The organism is Butyrivibrio sp. MC2021 (genome assembly GCF_000621605.1).
Lineage (GTDB): Bacteria > Bacillota > Clostridia > Lachnospirales > Lachnospiraceae > Butyrivibrio.
On the sequence record NZ_JHXX01000001.1, the window covers coordinates 173,931 to 188,768 of the forward strand.

A 14,838-nucleotide genomic window follows, 5' to 3' on the forward strand; every position below is an offset into this window, starting at 1 on the left:
CATAGTTTTTTAATATTGCTTGCGGGCAACAATGTATAAATGTACGGTATAATGTAAATAGGGGCTTTATATATTTTAAAAGGAGAAGGGATTATGAGTAGTTTAAGAATGATAATATGGTTCTTCGAAGTGTTGATTTGGTATGGTGTTCTGTATTTTGTTCAGATACCCCTTAGAAAAAGTGAAAACTGGGTTATAAAGGTTATCGCGCTTCCTGTAAAGCTGTTTTTTATGACCCTGGTTGCTTTTTTGTTCTTTATCATAAACAGTACGATAACATATAGGTTCGGCGCTGGCTTTACAGCATTGTATGTGGCAATGGCCGGAGATATATGCGGCGGAATCATTGATTTTGTAAGACGCCTTGTTGTCAAGTACAGGGGAGGTGCTGATAAAAGTGAATCTTCATTTAATCCAATGATTCTGGTATGCATTAGTTTGGCAGCCTGTATTTTTATATTTATATATGGCGTTTCAAATTCCGGAAAGATCCATGAGGCTAAGCATGAATGGCAGTCGGATAAACTGTCAAAGACCTATACCATCGCTTTTATATCAGATATTCATGCAGGCTCATCCCAGCCCTTTGAAACCATACAGAAGCTTGTTGATGATATAAATGCAGAGAATCCTGATTTTATCCTGATTGGCGGAGATGTTACGGATGAATGGACATCCTATGAGGAGTTTGTTAAGACCTATGAGATCATGGCAGGCTTAAAAGCTCCTGCTTACATGGTCAACGGAAATCATGAAAGACAGCCAGGCGGAAAGTATATAGGTGGAAGAACCTATACCAATGAACAGCTTGGTGAAGAGATAGCAAAGGCCGGAATAACTCTTTTGTCTGATGAATTCGTTGAACTTAATGATGAAATCGTTCTTCTCGGAAGAGAAGATGAAAGCGTTTCAGAACGTTATAAATGGGAAAAGATGGAAAATCCCTATGATGAATCAAAATTCTTTATAGTTCTTGATCATCAGCCCTTTGATAAGGAGCAGCTTGCTGCTGAAATTTCGGATCTCCAGCTCTCGGGACATACCCATGCCGGTCAGCTCTGGCCTATGAAGTACATGTGCCTTCTTTCCGGCCAGCCTGCCTATGGTGAATACATCGAGCCCGGAACCAGGCTCTTTGTAACTGCCGGAACAGGCAACTGGATGATGCCTCTTAGAACGGAAGAACGTTGTGAATGGGATCTTATTACTTTAACACCGTAATTTTATTTTGTAATTTGCTATGTAATAAACAGTAAAAAGTGGTACAATGAATTTAATACCACAATATGTTGTATTATGCCTTACTATATTTTCTATTAGAGCAAATTAATTTCACCTATTTCTATAAATAGTGAAATTATACTCCGATTGTGACCAAAATGTGAACGATAATTGGAGTATTGGGGGGCGAAAAATGGTAAAATATAGTTAATAGGAAATAAAATTTCAATTTTAGTGAAATTTTTGATGGTATTGAAATTTTTCAGGGGAGAAGCGGCGATGGAAAAGCATATGCTTCTTTTGACTAAGATGGATACGCGAAAGATACTGATCAACACCAGATGTATCCAGACAATTGAATCAAATCCAGACACAGTCATAATTCTAAGCGGGGGAAGGAAACTCATAGTTAAGGAGAGCTTGGAAGAGATAGTAAAAATGATCCAGGAAGGATAACCTTGCTGGTTTATTGTGTTATCTAGGTAAATTTTCTTATGAATTGTTAGTAGTGTAAATATACTATAAGGGGGTATATTGCGTGGATATAGGTTCTTTACTTGGTATCGGATTGTGTTTCCTGTTTATGATCCTCAGTATCGTGTTCTCTGCCGGAATTGCCGGTGTTCAGTATTTCCTGGATGCTCCGTCTGCGATGATCACGTTCGGAGGAGCGTTCATGGCGGTTTTGGCTTCAAGAACCATGCCCAGTTTTATAAGTGGTCTTAAGTCCTATACGCTGATTTTTAAAATGCCTAATTTTGACACCAAGGGCACTATCAAGCAGATCATCGACCTGTCCAATACAGCCCGTAAGGAAGGACTCCTTGCGCTGGAAGAAGCGGCAGGCAATCTGGAAGATACTTTCATGAAAAAAGGCGTAGGTCTTATCGTTGACGGTACTGAACCAGAGCTCGTTAAGAGTATTCTTGAGGCTGAGATAGATGCCATGTCAGAAAGACATAAAGAGAACTATTCATTCTTTGGAGATGTTGCCGGCATGGGCCCTTCCTGGGGTATGATCGGAACCCTCCTTGGACTGGTTCTGATGCTTCAGAACATGTCAGACCCGTCCTCAATCGGACCGTCCATGGCGGTTGCCCTTATTACGACATTCTACGGTTCAGTTCTTGCCAACTGGTTCTGCTTCCCTGCAGAGAACAAGCTCAAGGCAAGAGATAACGCAGAATATATGGCAAAAAGTATTATCATCGAAGGCCTTTTGTCTATACAGGCCGGAGAAAACCCCCGTGTTACCGAAGAGAAGCTTAAATCATTCCTTTCACCTGCTGACAGAGCTGCATATGAAGCAGAGAATGGTTCGGGCGATGGAGGCGGAGAATAATGGCAAAGAAACCAGAAGAGATAAAACCGGGTTTGCCTGCGTGGCAGGGTACCTTCGGAGATCTGATGAACCTTCTGCTTTGCTTCTTCGTTTTGCTTTTCTCAATGGCCAGTATGGATGCAGCTAAGTTCGAAGAAGTTGCAGCATCCTTCAGTTCAGCCTTTGGTATTTTTTCCGGAGGTGAGATGGCTATCGGCCAGGGAGCTCTCATCGGAGACGGTGTATCTCAGCTTAACGAGCTATCCAGCTATACAACCTCAATGGGTGTGGCCCAGAGCGGTGCTGATGCTGAAGAAGAACGTGATGCTGAAGGGGATATGGATCAGAAAGAGCTTATGGAAGCCGCCGAAGAGGAACAGCTTGAAGCTTCGGCAGAGCTTGCAGAGAAGATAGAAAAAGCTTTGGAAGAAGGAGAGATAGAAGACCAGGTTTACGTAAATTACACAAGCCAATATGTACAGCTTACTATTCAGGGTTCCATATTGTTTGATTCCGGAAAAGTTGAACTGAAGGAGGAATGTTATCCGGTTGTTGATAAGGTGGGACAGATCCTTGAGACCTATGCCGGAGGAACCATTGAGATTGAAGGACATACAGATAATATCCCCATGGGAGGAAACGGTAAGTATTCCAATAATGATGAACTGAGCTCGGGAAGAGCCCTTTCGGTTTTTTATTATCTGCAGGAAAATACCAATCTGGATATGTCCAAGATCGTTCACACAGGACGTGGAGAATATGACCCCATAGCCGACAATTCAACAGACGAAGGCAGGGCCAGAAACAGACGAGTTGAAATCAAGATCTACAATCCACTTAGCGCTTCATATTGAGCAGGAGGTAAATAGCATACAATGAAAAAGAACCTTTTATCTATCATCATTTTGGCACTTTTAGTTGTTAATCTCGCAATGTCAGGTTTTATGCTCCTTAGTGTAATGTCTACGAATTCGCAGACAACCAAGCTTATTTCGGATATAGCTGCTGCTCTTGAACTTGAGGCCAGCGGCGGTGCGGGCGGCGGATTTGCCGGTTCTGCAGTTGATGTTGGGGTAGCCAATCTTGCGACCTTCGAACTTACCGGGGATGACAAGATGACCATCAACCTTAAGGCCGGTGCCGATGGCAAGACCCATTACATGGTAGTGGAAGTGGTATTTTCACTTAATACCGCCAACGCTGATTACGCAACTCTCGGATCTTCTGAGTCCATGGCTGGTAAGAAGAGTCTTATCAAGGCCAAGGTTCAGGAAGTCCTTTCATCACATACAATGGAGGAGATACAGACCAACGAATCAACCGTTAAGGACGAGATCCTTGAGGCTGTTCAGGATCTGTTCGGTTCCAACTTTATCTATGACGTAAGCTTTGCAAGTGTGCTTTATCAGTAATACATATATGAAAAAAGTTTTAAGAGAGGAGATCCATTTTGAGTGAAGTACTGTCACAAAATGAAATAGATAGTCTGCTGGCAGCACTCTCAACCGGTGAGCTTGATGTAGACCAAATGCAGGCCGCGGACGAAAAAAAGGTCAAGGATTACGACTTTAAACGTCCTGCGAAGTTCTCCAAGGAACACCTTAGAACCCTGGAAATGATCTACGAGCATTATGGCCGACTTTTGTCTACTACGTTGCCTTTGTACCTTCGAAAGAATGTATCGGTTTCCGTGGCGAACTCTGAGACTGTTACTTACTCCGAGTTCAGTAATGCGCTTTCCAACCCTGTTATTCTGGGAGTTATCAATTTCCTTCCGCTGCAGGGTACCATCATTCTTGAGTTGCAGGCAAATATAGGTTTTTCCTTTATTGACAGAATGCTTGGAGGAGAGGGAGGAACACTGGATAAACCCAGACCCTTTACCGACATTGAGATGCCCCTTATAGAAAAGCTCGTTACCATCTGCATGCAGCTGATGGTTGAGCCCTGGCAGAACGTTGTTGCCATCAATCCCGTTATGGAGAGGATCGAGACTAATCCGCAGTTTGCGCAGGTTATCTCTCCCACGGATATGATCGCTATCGTAACACTTAACATCAAGATAGGTGAAACAGAAGGACTTATGAACGTCTGTCTTCCATATTTCACCCTGGAGAGTGTTATGGATAAGCTGAATACCAAGTTCTGGTTCTCTACCATGCAGAAGAACAACGATGAGGACTACGAAGAACATCTTGAGACCATGGTCAAACATGTGGATGTTCCGGTGAAAGCCATTCTTGGTAAGTGCAATGTTTCAGTCAATGATTTTGTTCATTTGCAGGCCGGAGATATTATCAGGCTTGATAACAGAGTGAATACGGACATGCAGATCTACGTTGGGAATATTTTTAAATTTACTGCATTGCCCGGTACTGCAAAAGATAAGTATGCCGTCAAAATAACGTCGGTAGTTAGAGAGGAGGATGAGTAGAGCATGGATGGAATGTTATCCCAGGACGAAATTAATGCTTTACTGGCCGGTATGGATACATCAGGAGGTGGAGATGCATCCGGTGGCGGAGACGCCCCCGCGGAAGCAGCTGCGGCCACACCACCTTCAGCAGGGGGAATAGACGAATCACTTCTTACTGATTCTGAAAAGGATGCCATCGGAGAGGTGGCTAATATCAGCATGGGCTCTTCTGCCACAACGCTGTATTCCCTTGTTAACCAGAAAGTAAATATCACGACTCCTCAGGTAGAACTTGCAACCTGGGAGACCGTTATTAACAATTACGAGAGGCCCTGTGTATTTATTCAGATCAAATACACCGTAGGTCTCGACGGAACCAATATCCTTATTCTGAAGGAACATGACGTTATGGTCATCACCGACCTCATGATGGGCGGTGACGGAACCAATACTGAGGGTGAGATCGGAGAGCTCCAGCTGTCAGCTATTTCTGAGGCTATGAACCAGATGATGGGTGCTGCTGCCACATCACTTTCAACAATGATCAACCAGAAGGTAGACATCAGCCCTCCGCAGGCTACTCTTCTTGATATGATCAATGATGATCCTTCCGATATCGCTGAGTTCCTTACCGGAACCTTTGTAAGGATTTCCTTCAAGATGCAGGTAGGAGACCTGGTGGATTCAACTCTTATGCAGTTGTATCCTATAGACTTCGCCAAGACTCTCAAGGATACCGTTATCTCCGGTGATTCCGGCGGAGCTGCTGAGCCTGCACCTGCTCCGGCACCGGCCCCTGCGCCTGCACCCGCTCTGGAACCCGCTCCAATGCCTGCTCCGGATCCTTCAATGATGCAGGGAATGCCTCAGATGGGAATGCCACAGATGGGTATGCCTCAGATGATGCCCCAGATGGCAATGCCTCAGATGATGCCACAGATGATGAATATGAATATTCAGCCTGCCCAGTTCCAGAATTTCGCAGGTGGAACAACCATCATGGCAGGTGGTGAAAATATCGGTATCATCAAGGATGTACCTCTTGAAGTAACTGTTGAGCTTGGAAGAACAGCCAAGCCCATTGCAGATATTCTTGATTTTGCTCCGGGAACCATCATAGAGCTTGATAAGGTTGCCGGTGAGCCCGTGGACGTTCTCGTAAACGGTAAGTTCGTGGCAAAGGGAGAGGTTGTAGTAATCGAAGAAAGTTTTGGTGTACGTGTAACTGAGATCGTACAGTAAATAAAGGGAGACCGAAGATGACGGGGAGTACTTATTTACAGTTTATTTCGGTCCTGATCATATTTATCCTGGTTCTTGCGCTTTCATATTTTGTTACAAAATGGATTGCTGATTATCAAAAAGGGGCAGGCTCGGCGGGGAAAAACATCAGCGTTATAGAGACCTGCAGAATATCCCAGACCAAGTATATTCAGATAATCCGTATAGGAAGCAGATACACAGCGATAGCTGTATCAAAGGACCAGGTGACATCCTTGGGGGATGTGGCCGAAGAGGACCTTATCCTTAAGGATGAAACTCAGGAAAACATAAGCTTTAAAGAAATGCTAGAAAAAATCAAAGGCGAGAAAAAGAGTTAATGAACATTTTCAGGGGAGATGGGAATTTCAATCTAAAACATAATTTAAAGAAGGGGCTCATGGCAGCTCTTGCTTTAATCTGCATGTTTGCATTTCTTTCTTTTTCCATCCCTATAACAGCAACTGCTACAGAAAACATCATACAGGACACAACGCCTACGGATCCGACATTGGATGAAGAAGAGCATCTTACGGGATCCAAGGAGGAGAGGACCAATATCAATCCTCCCGGAGCTTCCGAGGATCCGGATGATCTCAAGGAGCTCAATATTGCCAATACGGTCACAGTAACCTATGACAACGGCAATGGCTCTCTGAACGGGGCTCTTAGGATCCTTATAACTTTAACACTGATATCACTGGCCCCAACGCTGATCGTAATGATGACTTCTTTTACAAGAGTCATTGTTGCACTGCATTTTACCAGAACTGCCATAGGAACTCAGACTTCACCGCCCAACCTGGTGCTGATAGGTATTGCGCTGTTTATGACACTTTTTATAATGCAGCCCACCCTGAAGGAAGCCTATGACACAGCGGTCATTCCCTTTGAAGATGGTCAGATGGATCAGCAGGAGTTCATTGATACGGCCATGAAGCCCTTCAGACAGTTCATGTACGGCCAGACTCAGACCAAGGACGTCAGGCTCTTCATGGAAATAGATGGTATAGAATGGGACGGCGAGCTTGACAGCATTCCAAATGTGGTTCTGGTTCCGAGCTTTATAGTCAGCGAGCTTAGAACAGCGTTTATCATCGGATTTTTGATCTATGTACCTTTTATTGTAATAGACATGGTTGTGGCGTCGGTACTTATGAGTATGGGTATGATGATGCTGCCGCCCACCACCATTTCCCTGCCTTTCAAGATCCTTCTTTTTGTCCTTGCAGACGGATGGAGTCTTGTCATCGGCAATATCGTTAAATCATTTTACTGATCATTTCAAAAAACCATTAAGGAGGGAAGACGCTTATGATCACAATTTCAGACATAAATATCATAATCAATGAAGCTCTCTATATGGTTATCAAGATGTCACTCCCTATTCTTTTGACATCAATGATCATAGGTCTGATCATTTCAATTTTTCAGACTGTTACATCGATTCAGGAGCAGACCCTTACCTTCGTGCCTAAGGTTCTTGGAGTTTTCACCATGATCATGGTACTGGGGAACTGGATGCTTACGGAACTTTCGGGATATATCACAGCCCTCTGGTCGGACTTTTCCAAATATGTCCGCTGATGATAAAGAGGGGGCATATCTATGATTGATTATTCCTTCAGTTACGGAGATCTTGAGATTTTTCTTCTGATCCTGATGAGAATTACGAGCTTTATATTTGTCTGTCCGTTTTTTGGAGGAAGGCAGACACCTAACCTTGTTAAAATAGGCTTTGGCCTTTTACTTTCAATACTTTTGTTTGGGGCAGTGCCCTTTAATCCGCCGGAGTACAGTACCATTGCCGGGTATACCGTTATTGTACTGAAGGAAGTAATGGTGGGATTTGTGATAGGCTATGCAGTTCAGCTGTGTGAGCTTATTGCCGGTTTTGCCGGTACTGTGGTGGATATGCAGATCGGTCTATCCATGGTAAGCCTTTTTGATCCCAATACCAATGAGCAGGTAACCATCACGGGAACCATCTATTCGCAGGTTCTTACCATGATGCTTTTGGTAACGGGCATGTACCAGTACATTTTGAGGGCGCTGGCGGATACCTTTACATTGGTGCCCATAAACGGTGCCATCATCAATTCCGACAGATTTCTGGAATCCCTGCTTATTTTTATGAGGGATTACATAGTGATCGGATTCAGGATCTGCCTGCCAATCTTTATCATTACATTTATTACCAACGTTGTTCTGGGTATCCTTGCCAAAGTTTCACCCCAGATGAACATGTTCTCTGTTGGTATTCAGATCAAGATCATTGTGGGACTTATGATAATGCTTATTACGGTTTCAATGCTGGATGATGCATCGAACTTTATCTTTATAAACATGAAGGAGTTAATGGAGAAATTTGTATACAGCATGCAGAGCGGCTGATAAAGACATACTTCAGCTGAGAATTGCATATAATCTCCAGTTCTTTGCTGAGGATGCCAACGGTGCTGAAAAAACAGAACAGCCCACAGCCAAAAAGCTGGATGATGCCAGAAAAGACGGACAGGTTGCCAAGAGCCAGGAGGTAGCAACGGCCTTTAGTCTTTTGGTACTATTTCTGATCCTGAGATTCGGCTATACATTTATCGGGGAAAATTTCGTTAGCATTTTTAACCGGACCTATGACAATATCCCTAACATTGCAAGGCTTTACGATGGGCATCTTCCCTGGGCATATATTACCAGCACCTTAAACGGCGCCATGATAACAATGCTGCTTATATGCGCCCCGTTTTTTATCACCGGATTTCTGATCGCTTTTTTGTGTGACATAGTTCAGGTTGGATTCAAGCCCACATCCAAGCCGCTGCAGCCCAAGCTTTCCAAGCTTAACCCTATTTCCGGTATGAAAAAGATTTTTTCAACCAGAAAGCTTTTTGAACTAGCCAAATCAATTCTGAAGCTTGTGATTATGGCGGCGGTGATCTATTCGTTTTTTACAGGAAGGACAGAGAGTCTGTTTCTTTTGTATGATATGCCACTTAAACAGGCAATCGGTCTCATGGGCAATCTTATCATCGATCTGGGACTTAGAATTGCTGCAGCTTACATGGTTATTGCTTTTGCGGACCTTATTTATCAGAGACGCAAATTTACTAAAGATATGATGATGACCAAGCAGGAGGTCAAGGATGAGTTCAAGAACTCAGAAGGAGATCCTCAGGTCAAGGCACAACAGAAGAGAAGGATGATGCAGGCATCCCAGAGACGTATGATGCAGCAGCTCCCTCAGGCCGACGTGGTCATCACCAACCCGACTCATTACGCAGTTGCCATCAAGTATGATGCCGAAGAAGCAGAGGCACCTATGGTAATTGCCAAGGGCGCAGATTATCTGGCCCAGAAGATCAAGGAAGCAGCCAGAGAAAATGGCGTGGAAATTGTTGAGAACAAGCCCCTTGCCAGAATGCTCTATGCCAACGTTGAGGTTGGAGAGCTGGTTCCGCCTGAGCTTTATAAGGCGGTAGCTGAGGTACTTGCATATGTTTATCATCTACAAGGCAAGGTTTGACATTTTTTTCTTAAATGTCATTTCTTAGAAAGGGGGACAATGGATGGATAGAAAGAGAATAGTCGATCGAATCTACGACTACGGTCTTGCTTTATATATCGTTGCAGCGGTTGTTATGCTGATCATCCCGCTCCCGGAATGGCTTTTGGATGTGCTTTTGGCTATGGACATGTCCCTTTCCTTCGTAATCATGTTCACTGCCATGTTTGCCCAGGATGTTCTGGAGATGTCGTTTTTCCCGACAATCCTGCTCTTTACCACTATTTTCAGGATTGCCCTTAACGTTTCCTCCACAAGACTTATTCTTACGGAGGGAAGCGCGGGACAGGTTATCACAGTATTCGGTTCCTTTGTAGGCGGTGGCGATCTTATCGTCGGAGCTATCGTCTATGTAATCCTTATAATCGTACAGCTCATGGTCATTAACAAAGGTTCTGAGCGTGTAGCTGAAGTATCAGCAAGATTTACTCTGGACGCTATGCCCGGTAAACAGATGGCTATCGACGCTGACCTGAATACCGGTGCCATCACCGATGTAGAGGCCAGAAAGAGGCGTGAGAAGATTCAGGAAGAGGCTAGCTTCTTCGGAGCCATGGACGGTGCTACGAAGTATGTAAAAGGAGATGCCACAGCGGGTCTTATCATCACAGCTGTCAACCTTCTTGGTGGAATTGCCATGGGTGTTTTGAGGCGTGGACAGGATATCAATTCTGCCATTGACACCTACGCTATTCTCACTATGGGTGACGGACTTGTAAGTTCAATTCCTTCCCTGATGATCTCCATGAGTACCGGTATCCTGGTTACAAAGGGATCCAAGGAAGCGGACTTTGGTCACGTGCTTATCAATCAGCTCTTTGGTATGCCCAAGACCTTGTACCTTGTTGGCGGCGTTGTTGCGGGACTTGGTATTTTTTCACCCCTGCCTACAGTGCTGTATGTTACCTTTGGCGCAGGCTTTATCCTGCTTGGAAGAGTAGCCAAGCAGACCATTGAAGAGGTCAAGACGGAAGCTGAGGTTGCAACTCCGGAAGAACAGCAGGCTGAGGAGATCAGGCAGCCTGAAAATGTCACGAGCCTTCTTCAGGTGGACCCTATCGAGCTGGAGTTTGGCTATGGAATCATTCCACTGGCTGATGTCAATCAGGGCGGTGACCTTCTTGACCGAGTAGTTATGATAAGGCGACAGGTTGCTCTGGAGCTTGGAACAGTGGTACCTATTATTCGACTGAGGGATAATATTCAGTTGAATCCTAATCAATATATCATTAAAATTAAAGGTATACAGGTAAGTGACGGTGAGATCTTGTTTGATCACTACATGGCCATGAATCCGGGACATGTGGAGGATGAGATCACAGGTATTCCCACATTCGAGCCTTCCTTCCATCTGCCGGCCATCTGGATCACGGAAGGCCAGCGTGAAAGGGCAGAGAGTCTTGGCTATACCGTAGTTGATCCTCCTTCAATCATTGCGACTCACCTTACCGAAATCATAAGAGAACACATCGCTGAGCTCATGACGAGACAGGATGTGCAGAATCTTGTTGATAATCTTAAGGAAAATAATCCTGCTCTTGTGGATGAGCTGGTACCCAAGCTTATGAGTCTTGGTGAAATTGAGAAGGTTCTTCAGAATCTGCTCAGGGAAGGCGTTTCCATCAGAGATCTTGTTACAATTTTTGAAACTCTGGCAGATTTTGCTCCTTCAACTCATGATCCGGATATCCTTACGGAGTACGTAAGACAAAGCCTCAAGCGTGCTATTTCCAGCAAATACTTTGTTGTTGGTGAGACTACATCAGTTGTGACTTTGGATCCGAAGGTTGAACAGGAAATCTTAAGCAGCGTTAAGCAGACGGAGACAGGAGCTTATCTTACTCTTGATCCGGCCAGAACGAAATCCATTCTCAATGCTGTTGGGGAACAGGTATCCAAATTGGAAGAAGCCGGCAAACAGGCTATCATTATGGCTTCTCCTATTGTGAGAATGTATTTTAAGAAGATGACAGAGGATTATTATAAAGATTTGGTTGTAATTTCCTACAACGAAGTGGAACCTAACATAGAATTACAATCAGTGGGGATGGTAACTGCATAAATGATCATTAAAAAGTATGTTGGAAAAACTGAAAGTGAGGCCACAGAAGAGGCAAAGAAAGAACTGGGACCAAACATCGTAGTCATGAATGTAAGGCCCATGAAAAAATCAGGTTTCTTAGCCTTGTTTCAGTCTCAGAAAATTGAGGTGACGGTTGCTTTAGAGGAGGAGTCCGAAAAGCCTCAGAGAATCTATTCTCCGGATAAGACTTCCAAACCTACCGGAAGAAAGCCTGTTGTTGACGATTCAGTCAGGGATACAGCCCAGACACTGGGGGCAGTGGCTTCCAATAATTATCCTTCACAATCCAAAGCGAAGGATATAATTGACGATAACAGCGCCATAGAAGAGAAACTGGACAATCTCAGCAATCTTTTGGAGAAAAATATAAAATTTAATGAAAAAGAGGAGTCCTCCGCAAAGGGCTCTGAGCATGTGAAAACAGCTCTTGAGACCCTCAGAAACCCCAAGGCAAGCGAGATTTCCGAGGAGACTCTATCCTTCATAAAACTGTTGTATAATACTCTTATAGAGAATGAAGTTGACGAAATTTACGTAAATCAGCTTACGGATGAAGTGGAAAAGATATGCAAGCCGGGAATGCCTTTTGACTTTGCACTGGCTAATGTATATCAGAAAATGGTCCTTAAATTCGGTAAATCAGAGCCCATCGAGCCTGTGGAACAGGGGCCCAGGGCAGAGATTTTCGTAGGACCTACAGGTGTTGGCAAAACTACTACGATTGCCAAGCTGGCTACAGAGCTTTCCGTTACACAGAAGAAGAAAGTAGCTCTTTTGACAGTGGACACCTACAGAATTGCCGCAGCCGAGCAGCTCCGCACTTATGCTTCCATCATAGGAATTCCCTTCAGGGTTATCTATTCCGAGGAAGAGATGAGGCAGGCTGCAGAGGATTTCAGAGATTATGACTACATCATGGTAGACACTGCTGGACATTCACTTAAGAATGAAGAACTTAAGGAAAGCGTTGAGAACTTTATCAGAGTTCTTGAGGACATGATGCAATGCGAGAATTTCCTTGTCCTTTCTGCAACTACCAAGTACAGAGACCTTATAGAGATTGCAGATGTATATTCGGAGATGGTGGCTTACAAACTCATTTTTACCAAAATGGATGAGACCGGGGCTAAGGGCAATCTCTACAATGTGAGGATGCATACGGGGGCACCCATTGCGTACATCACCAACGGACAGAACGTTCCGGACGATATCGCAGTATTTGATGCACAGCGTATTGTCAAACATCTTTTGGGTGGAAAGAATTAATTCGGGGAATATATATGGATCAGGCACAACAGCTACGTAATATCATAAAAAATCAGGGTGTGCCCCAAAGACCCCTTGCCAGAATTATCACTGTAACCAGCGGTAAGGGTGGTGTAGGAAAGTCAAATGTGGCTATAAACCTTGCGGTTCAGTTCAGAAAGATGGGAAAGAGAGTCATTATTCTTGACGCGGATTTCGGACTGGCCAATATAGAGATCATGTTCGGAACTATTCCGAAGCACAATTTATCGGATCTTATTTATCAGGGCAAGAATATTAAGGATATCATTACCTGGGGGCCTGAGGGCGTGGGCTTTATTTCCGGAGGCTCAGGCATTTCCGGCATGTACAACCTCGGCAGAGATTATCTTGTATATATTATTGTAAATCTTGCCGAGTTGGATGCAATTGCTGATATAATAATAATAGATACAGGTGCGGGTGTTTCCAATGCGGTTATGGAATTTCTTGTGGCCAGCGGAGAGATCATTCTTGTGACAACTCCTGAACCCACTTCCATTACCGACTCGTACTCACTTTTAAAGGCGCTGAATCAGTCGCCGAGATTTTCAAGGGATTTCACCAAGGTCAAGGTCGTTTCCAACAGGGTTTCCTCAGACGAGGAGGGACAGCAGCTTTTTAATAAACTCAATGCTGTTGTTGCACGATATCTGAAACTTCCACTGACCTATATGGGTGCCATACCACAGGATCAGATGCTGGCTCGCAGCGTTATGCAGCAGTCACCTGTGTCACTTCAATATCCCAATGCCAAGTCAGTTAAGGCCTTTGAGAGAATTGCAGGTGAGCTGGTTAGTCCCGGAGAAGCAACAGAGATAAAGCAGAGGGGGATGGCTGCTTTTTTCTCACACATTATTACCGGAAGGAAGCTTAGTAATGCTCAGGTTCCTGCCCCAGGCGGACCTGCAAATGTTCCAAATACAACCAATTAAAATTCTTATGAGAAAATGGAGAAACTGACAATCTATGCTGGCTGATTACATTTCACCGGGAAACAGAGTAGAACTGAAAGCTACCGGCAAAATCTGGATGGATGAAGATGCCCGAACCAAGCAGATCTTTATGAGCAAAGTCATGGACATTACCTCCGACGACAGGATAGAGGTGCTGATGCCCTTCGAAAAGGGCAAACTGGTGCTGCTGCCTGTTGATGGAGAGTACAGTTTGTGCTTTTACTCCACCAAGGGTCTCTTCCAATGCTATTCCAGAATAGTAGACCGGTACCGAAGCGACAACATGTATATTTTGGTTCTGGATCTTACCAGCGATCTGCAAAAGCTCCAACGAAGGGAGTATTACAGATTCAGCTGCGCTCTGGAACTGAAATCCAGGATGTGCTCCAAGGAAGAACTGGATGCCTATAACCGGAACATGAAATATCTTGTGGATCCGGGTTCTCTGGACAAGAGCGTCGTGGTAGACATAAGCGGCGGTGGTCTTCGTTTTGTGGCCAATTTCATGTATGAAGAAGGCAGCACCATTTATTGTGCTTACAGATTACCGGGAAATGTTAACGATAAAGAGTACGAAATGATATGCAATGTATTAAAGGTCCAGGAGCTGGAAAGCAGGCCGGGACTGTTTGAACACAGGATTCAGTACATATCAATTGATGAGACTTCCAGAGAAGATATCATTCATTTTATCTTTGAAGAAGAACGAAAAATAAGAAAGAAGCAAACTTAATT

General features: G+C 44.2%; 16 protein-coding genes. All 16 read left to right on the forward strand.

Annotated elements, in window-relative coordinates:
• The first annotated feature begins 93 nt into the window (after positions 1-93).
• Complete coding sequence (locus T359_RS0100660; protein ID WP_081795284.1) at positions 94-1,221, forward strand: metallophosphoesterase; 1,128 nt, start codon at positions 94-96, stop codon at positions 1,219-1,221.
• Between the two features lie 279 nt (positions 1,222-1,500).
• Positions 1,501-1,677 (forward strand): flagellar FlbD family protein, encoded by a 177-nt coding sequence (locus T359_RS18865; RefSeq protein WP_197027038.1) that lies wholly within the window; start codon positions 1,501-1,503, stop codon positions 1,675-1,677.
• Positions 1,678-1,759: 82 nt separating this feature from the next.
• The gene (locus T359_RS0100670) at positions 1,760-2,563 is read left to right on the forward strand and encodes a motility protein A (protein WP_026515790.1); all 804 of its coding nucleotides are present in this window, start codon (positions 1,760-1,762) and stop codon (positions 2,561-2,563) included.
• Entirely contained in the window at positions 2,563-3,396 is an 834-nt protein-coding gene (locus tag T359_RS0100675) for an OmpA/MotB family protein (protein ID WP_026515791.1), read from the forward strand. The genes T359_RS0100670 and T359_RS0100675 overlap by 1 nt, the downstream gene beginning before the upstream one ends.
• 21 nt (positions 3,397-3,417) lie before the next feature.
• Complete coding sequence (locus tag T359_RS0100680; RefSeq protein ID WP_026515792.1) at positions 3,418-3,954, forward strand: flagellar basal body-associated FliL family protein; 537 nt, start codon at positions 3,418-3,420, stop codon at positions 3,952-3,954.
• A 38-nt stretch (positions 3,955-3,992) separates the two neighbouring features.
• Entirely contained in the window at positions 3,993-4,976 is a 984-nt protein-coding gene (gene fliM, locus T359_RS0100685; RefSeq protein WP_026515793.1) for a flagellar motor switch protein FliM, read from the forward strand.
• Positions 4,977-4,979: 3 nt separating this feature from the next.
• Positions 4,980-6,200 (forward strand): flagellar motor switch phosphatase FliY, encoded by a 1,221-nt coding sequence (gene fliY / locus T359_RS0100690; protein WP_026515794.1) that lies wholly within the window; start codon positions 4,980-4,982, stop codon positions 6,198-6,200.
• 17 nt (positions 6,201-6,217) lie between these two features.
• On the forward strand, positions 6,218-6,559 hold the full coding sequence (locus tag T359_RS0100695; protein ID WP_026515795.1) for a flagellar biosynthetic protein FliO: 342 nt from the start codon (positions 6,218-6,220) through the stop codon (positions 6,557-6,559).
• A 59-nt stretch (positions 6,560-6,618) separates the two neighbouring features.
• On the forward strand, positions 6,619-7,497 hold the full coding sequence (gene fliP / locus T359_RS0100700) for a flagellar type III secretion system pore protein FliP (protein WP_081795286.1): 879 nt from the start codon (positions 6,619-6,621) through the stop codon (positions 7,495-7,497).
• Between the two features lie 35 nt (positions 7,498-7,532).
• A complete protein-coding gene (locus tag T359_RS0100705) occupies positions 7,533-7,805 on the forward strand; it encodes a flagellar biosynthetic protein FliQ (protein WP_026515797.1) in 273 nt (90 codons plus the stop codon).
• A gap of 21 nt (positions 7,806-7,826) precedes the next feature.
• A complete protein-coding gene (locus T359_RS0100710; RefSeq protein ID WP_026515798.1) occupies positions 7,827-8,612 on the forward strand; it encodes a flagellar biosynthetic protein FliR in 786 nt (261 codons plus the stop codon).
• A complete protein-coding gene (gene flhB / locus T359_RS0100715) occupies positions 8,587-9,741 on the forward strand; it encodes a flagellar biosynthesis protein FlhB (protein WP_051544836.1) in 1,155 nt (384 codons plus the stop codon). The genes T359_RS0100710 and flhB overlap by 26 nt, the downstream gene beginning before the upstream one ends.
• A gap of 43 nt (positions 9,742-9,784) precedes the next feature.
• Positions 9,785-11,842, forward strand: coding sequence for a flagellar biosynthesis protein FlhA (gene flhA / locus T359_RS0100720; protein ID WP_026515800.1), 2,058 nt, complete (start codon positions 9,785-9,787; stop codon positions 11,840-11,842).
• Positions 11,843-13,129, forward strand: a complete 1,287-nt coding sequence (gene flhF / locus T359_RS0100725) for a flagellar biosynthesis protein FlhF (RefSeq protein ID WP_026515801.1) — start codon at positions 11,843-11,845, stop codon at positions 13,127-13,129.
• A 14-nt stretch (positions 13,130-13,143) separates the two neighbouring features.
• Positions 13,144-14,082, forward strand: a complete 939-nt coding sequence (locus T359_RS18870; protein ID WP_051544837.1) for a MinD/ParA family protein — start codon at positions 13,144-13,146, stop codon at positions 14,080-14,082.
• Positions 14,083-14,116: 34 nt separating this feature from the next.
• On the forward strand, positions 14,117-14,836 hold the full coding sequence (locus tag T359_RS0100735) for a flagellar brake protein (RefSeq protein ID WP_026515802.1): 720 nt from the start codon (positions 14,117-14,119) through the stop codon (positions 14,834-14,836).
• Positions 14,837-14,838: the final 2 nt, after the last annotated feature.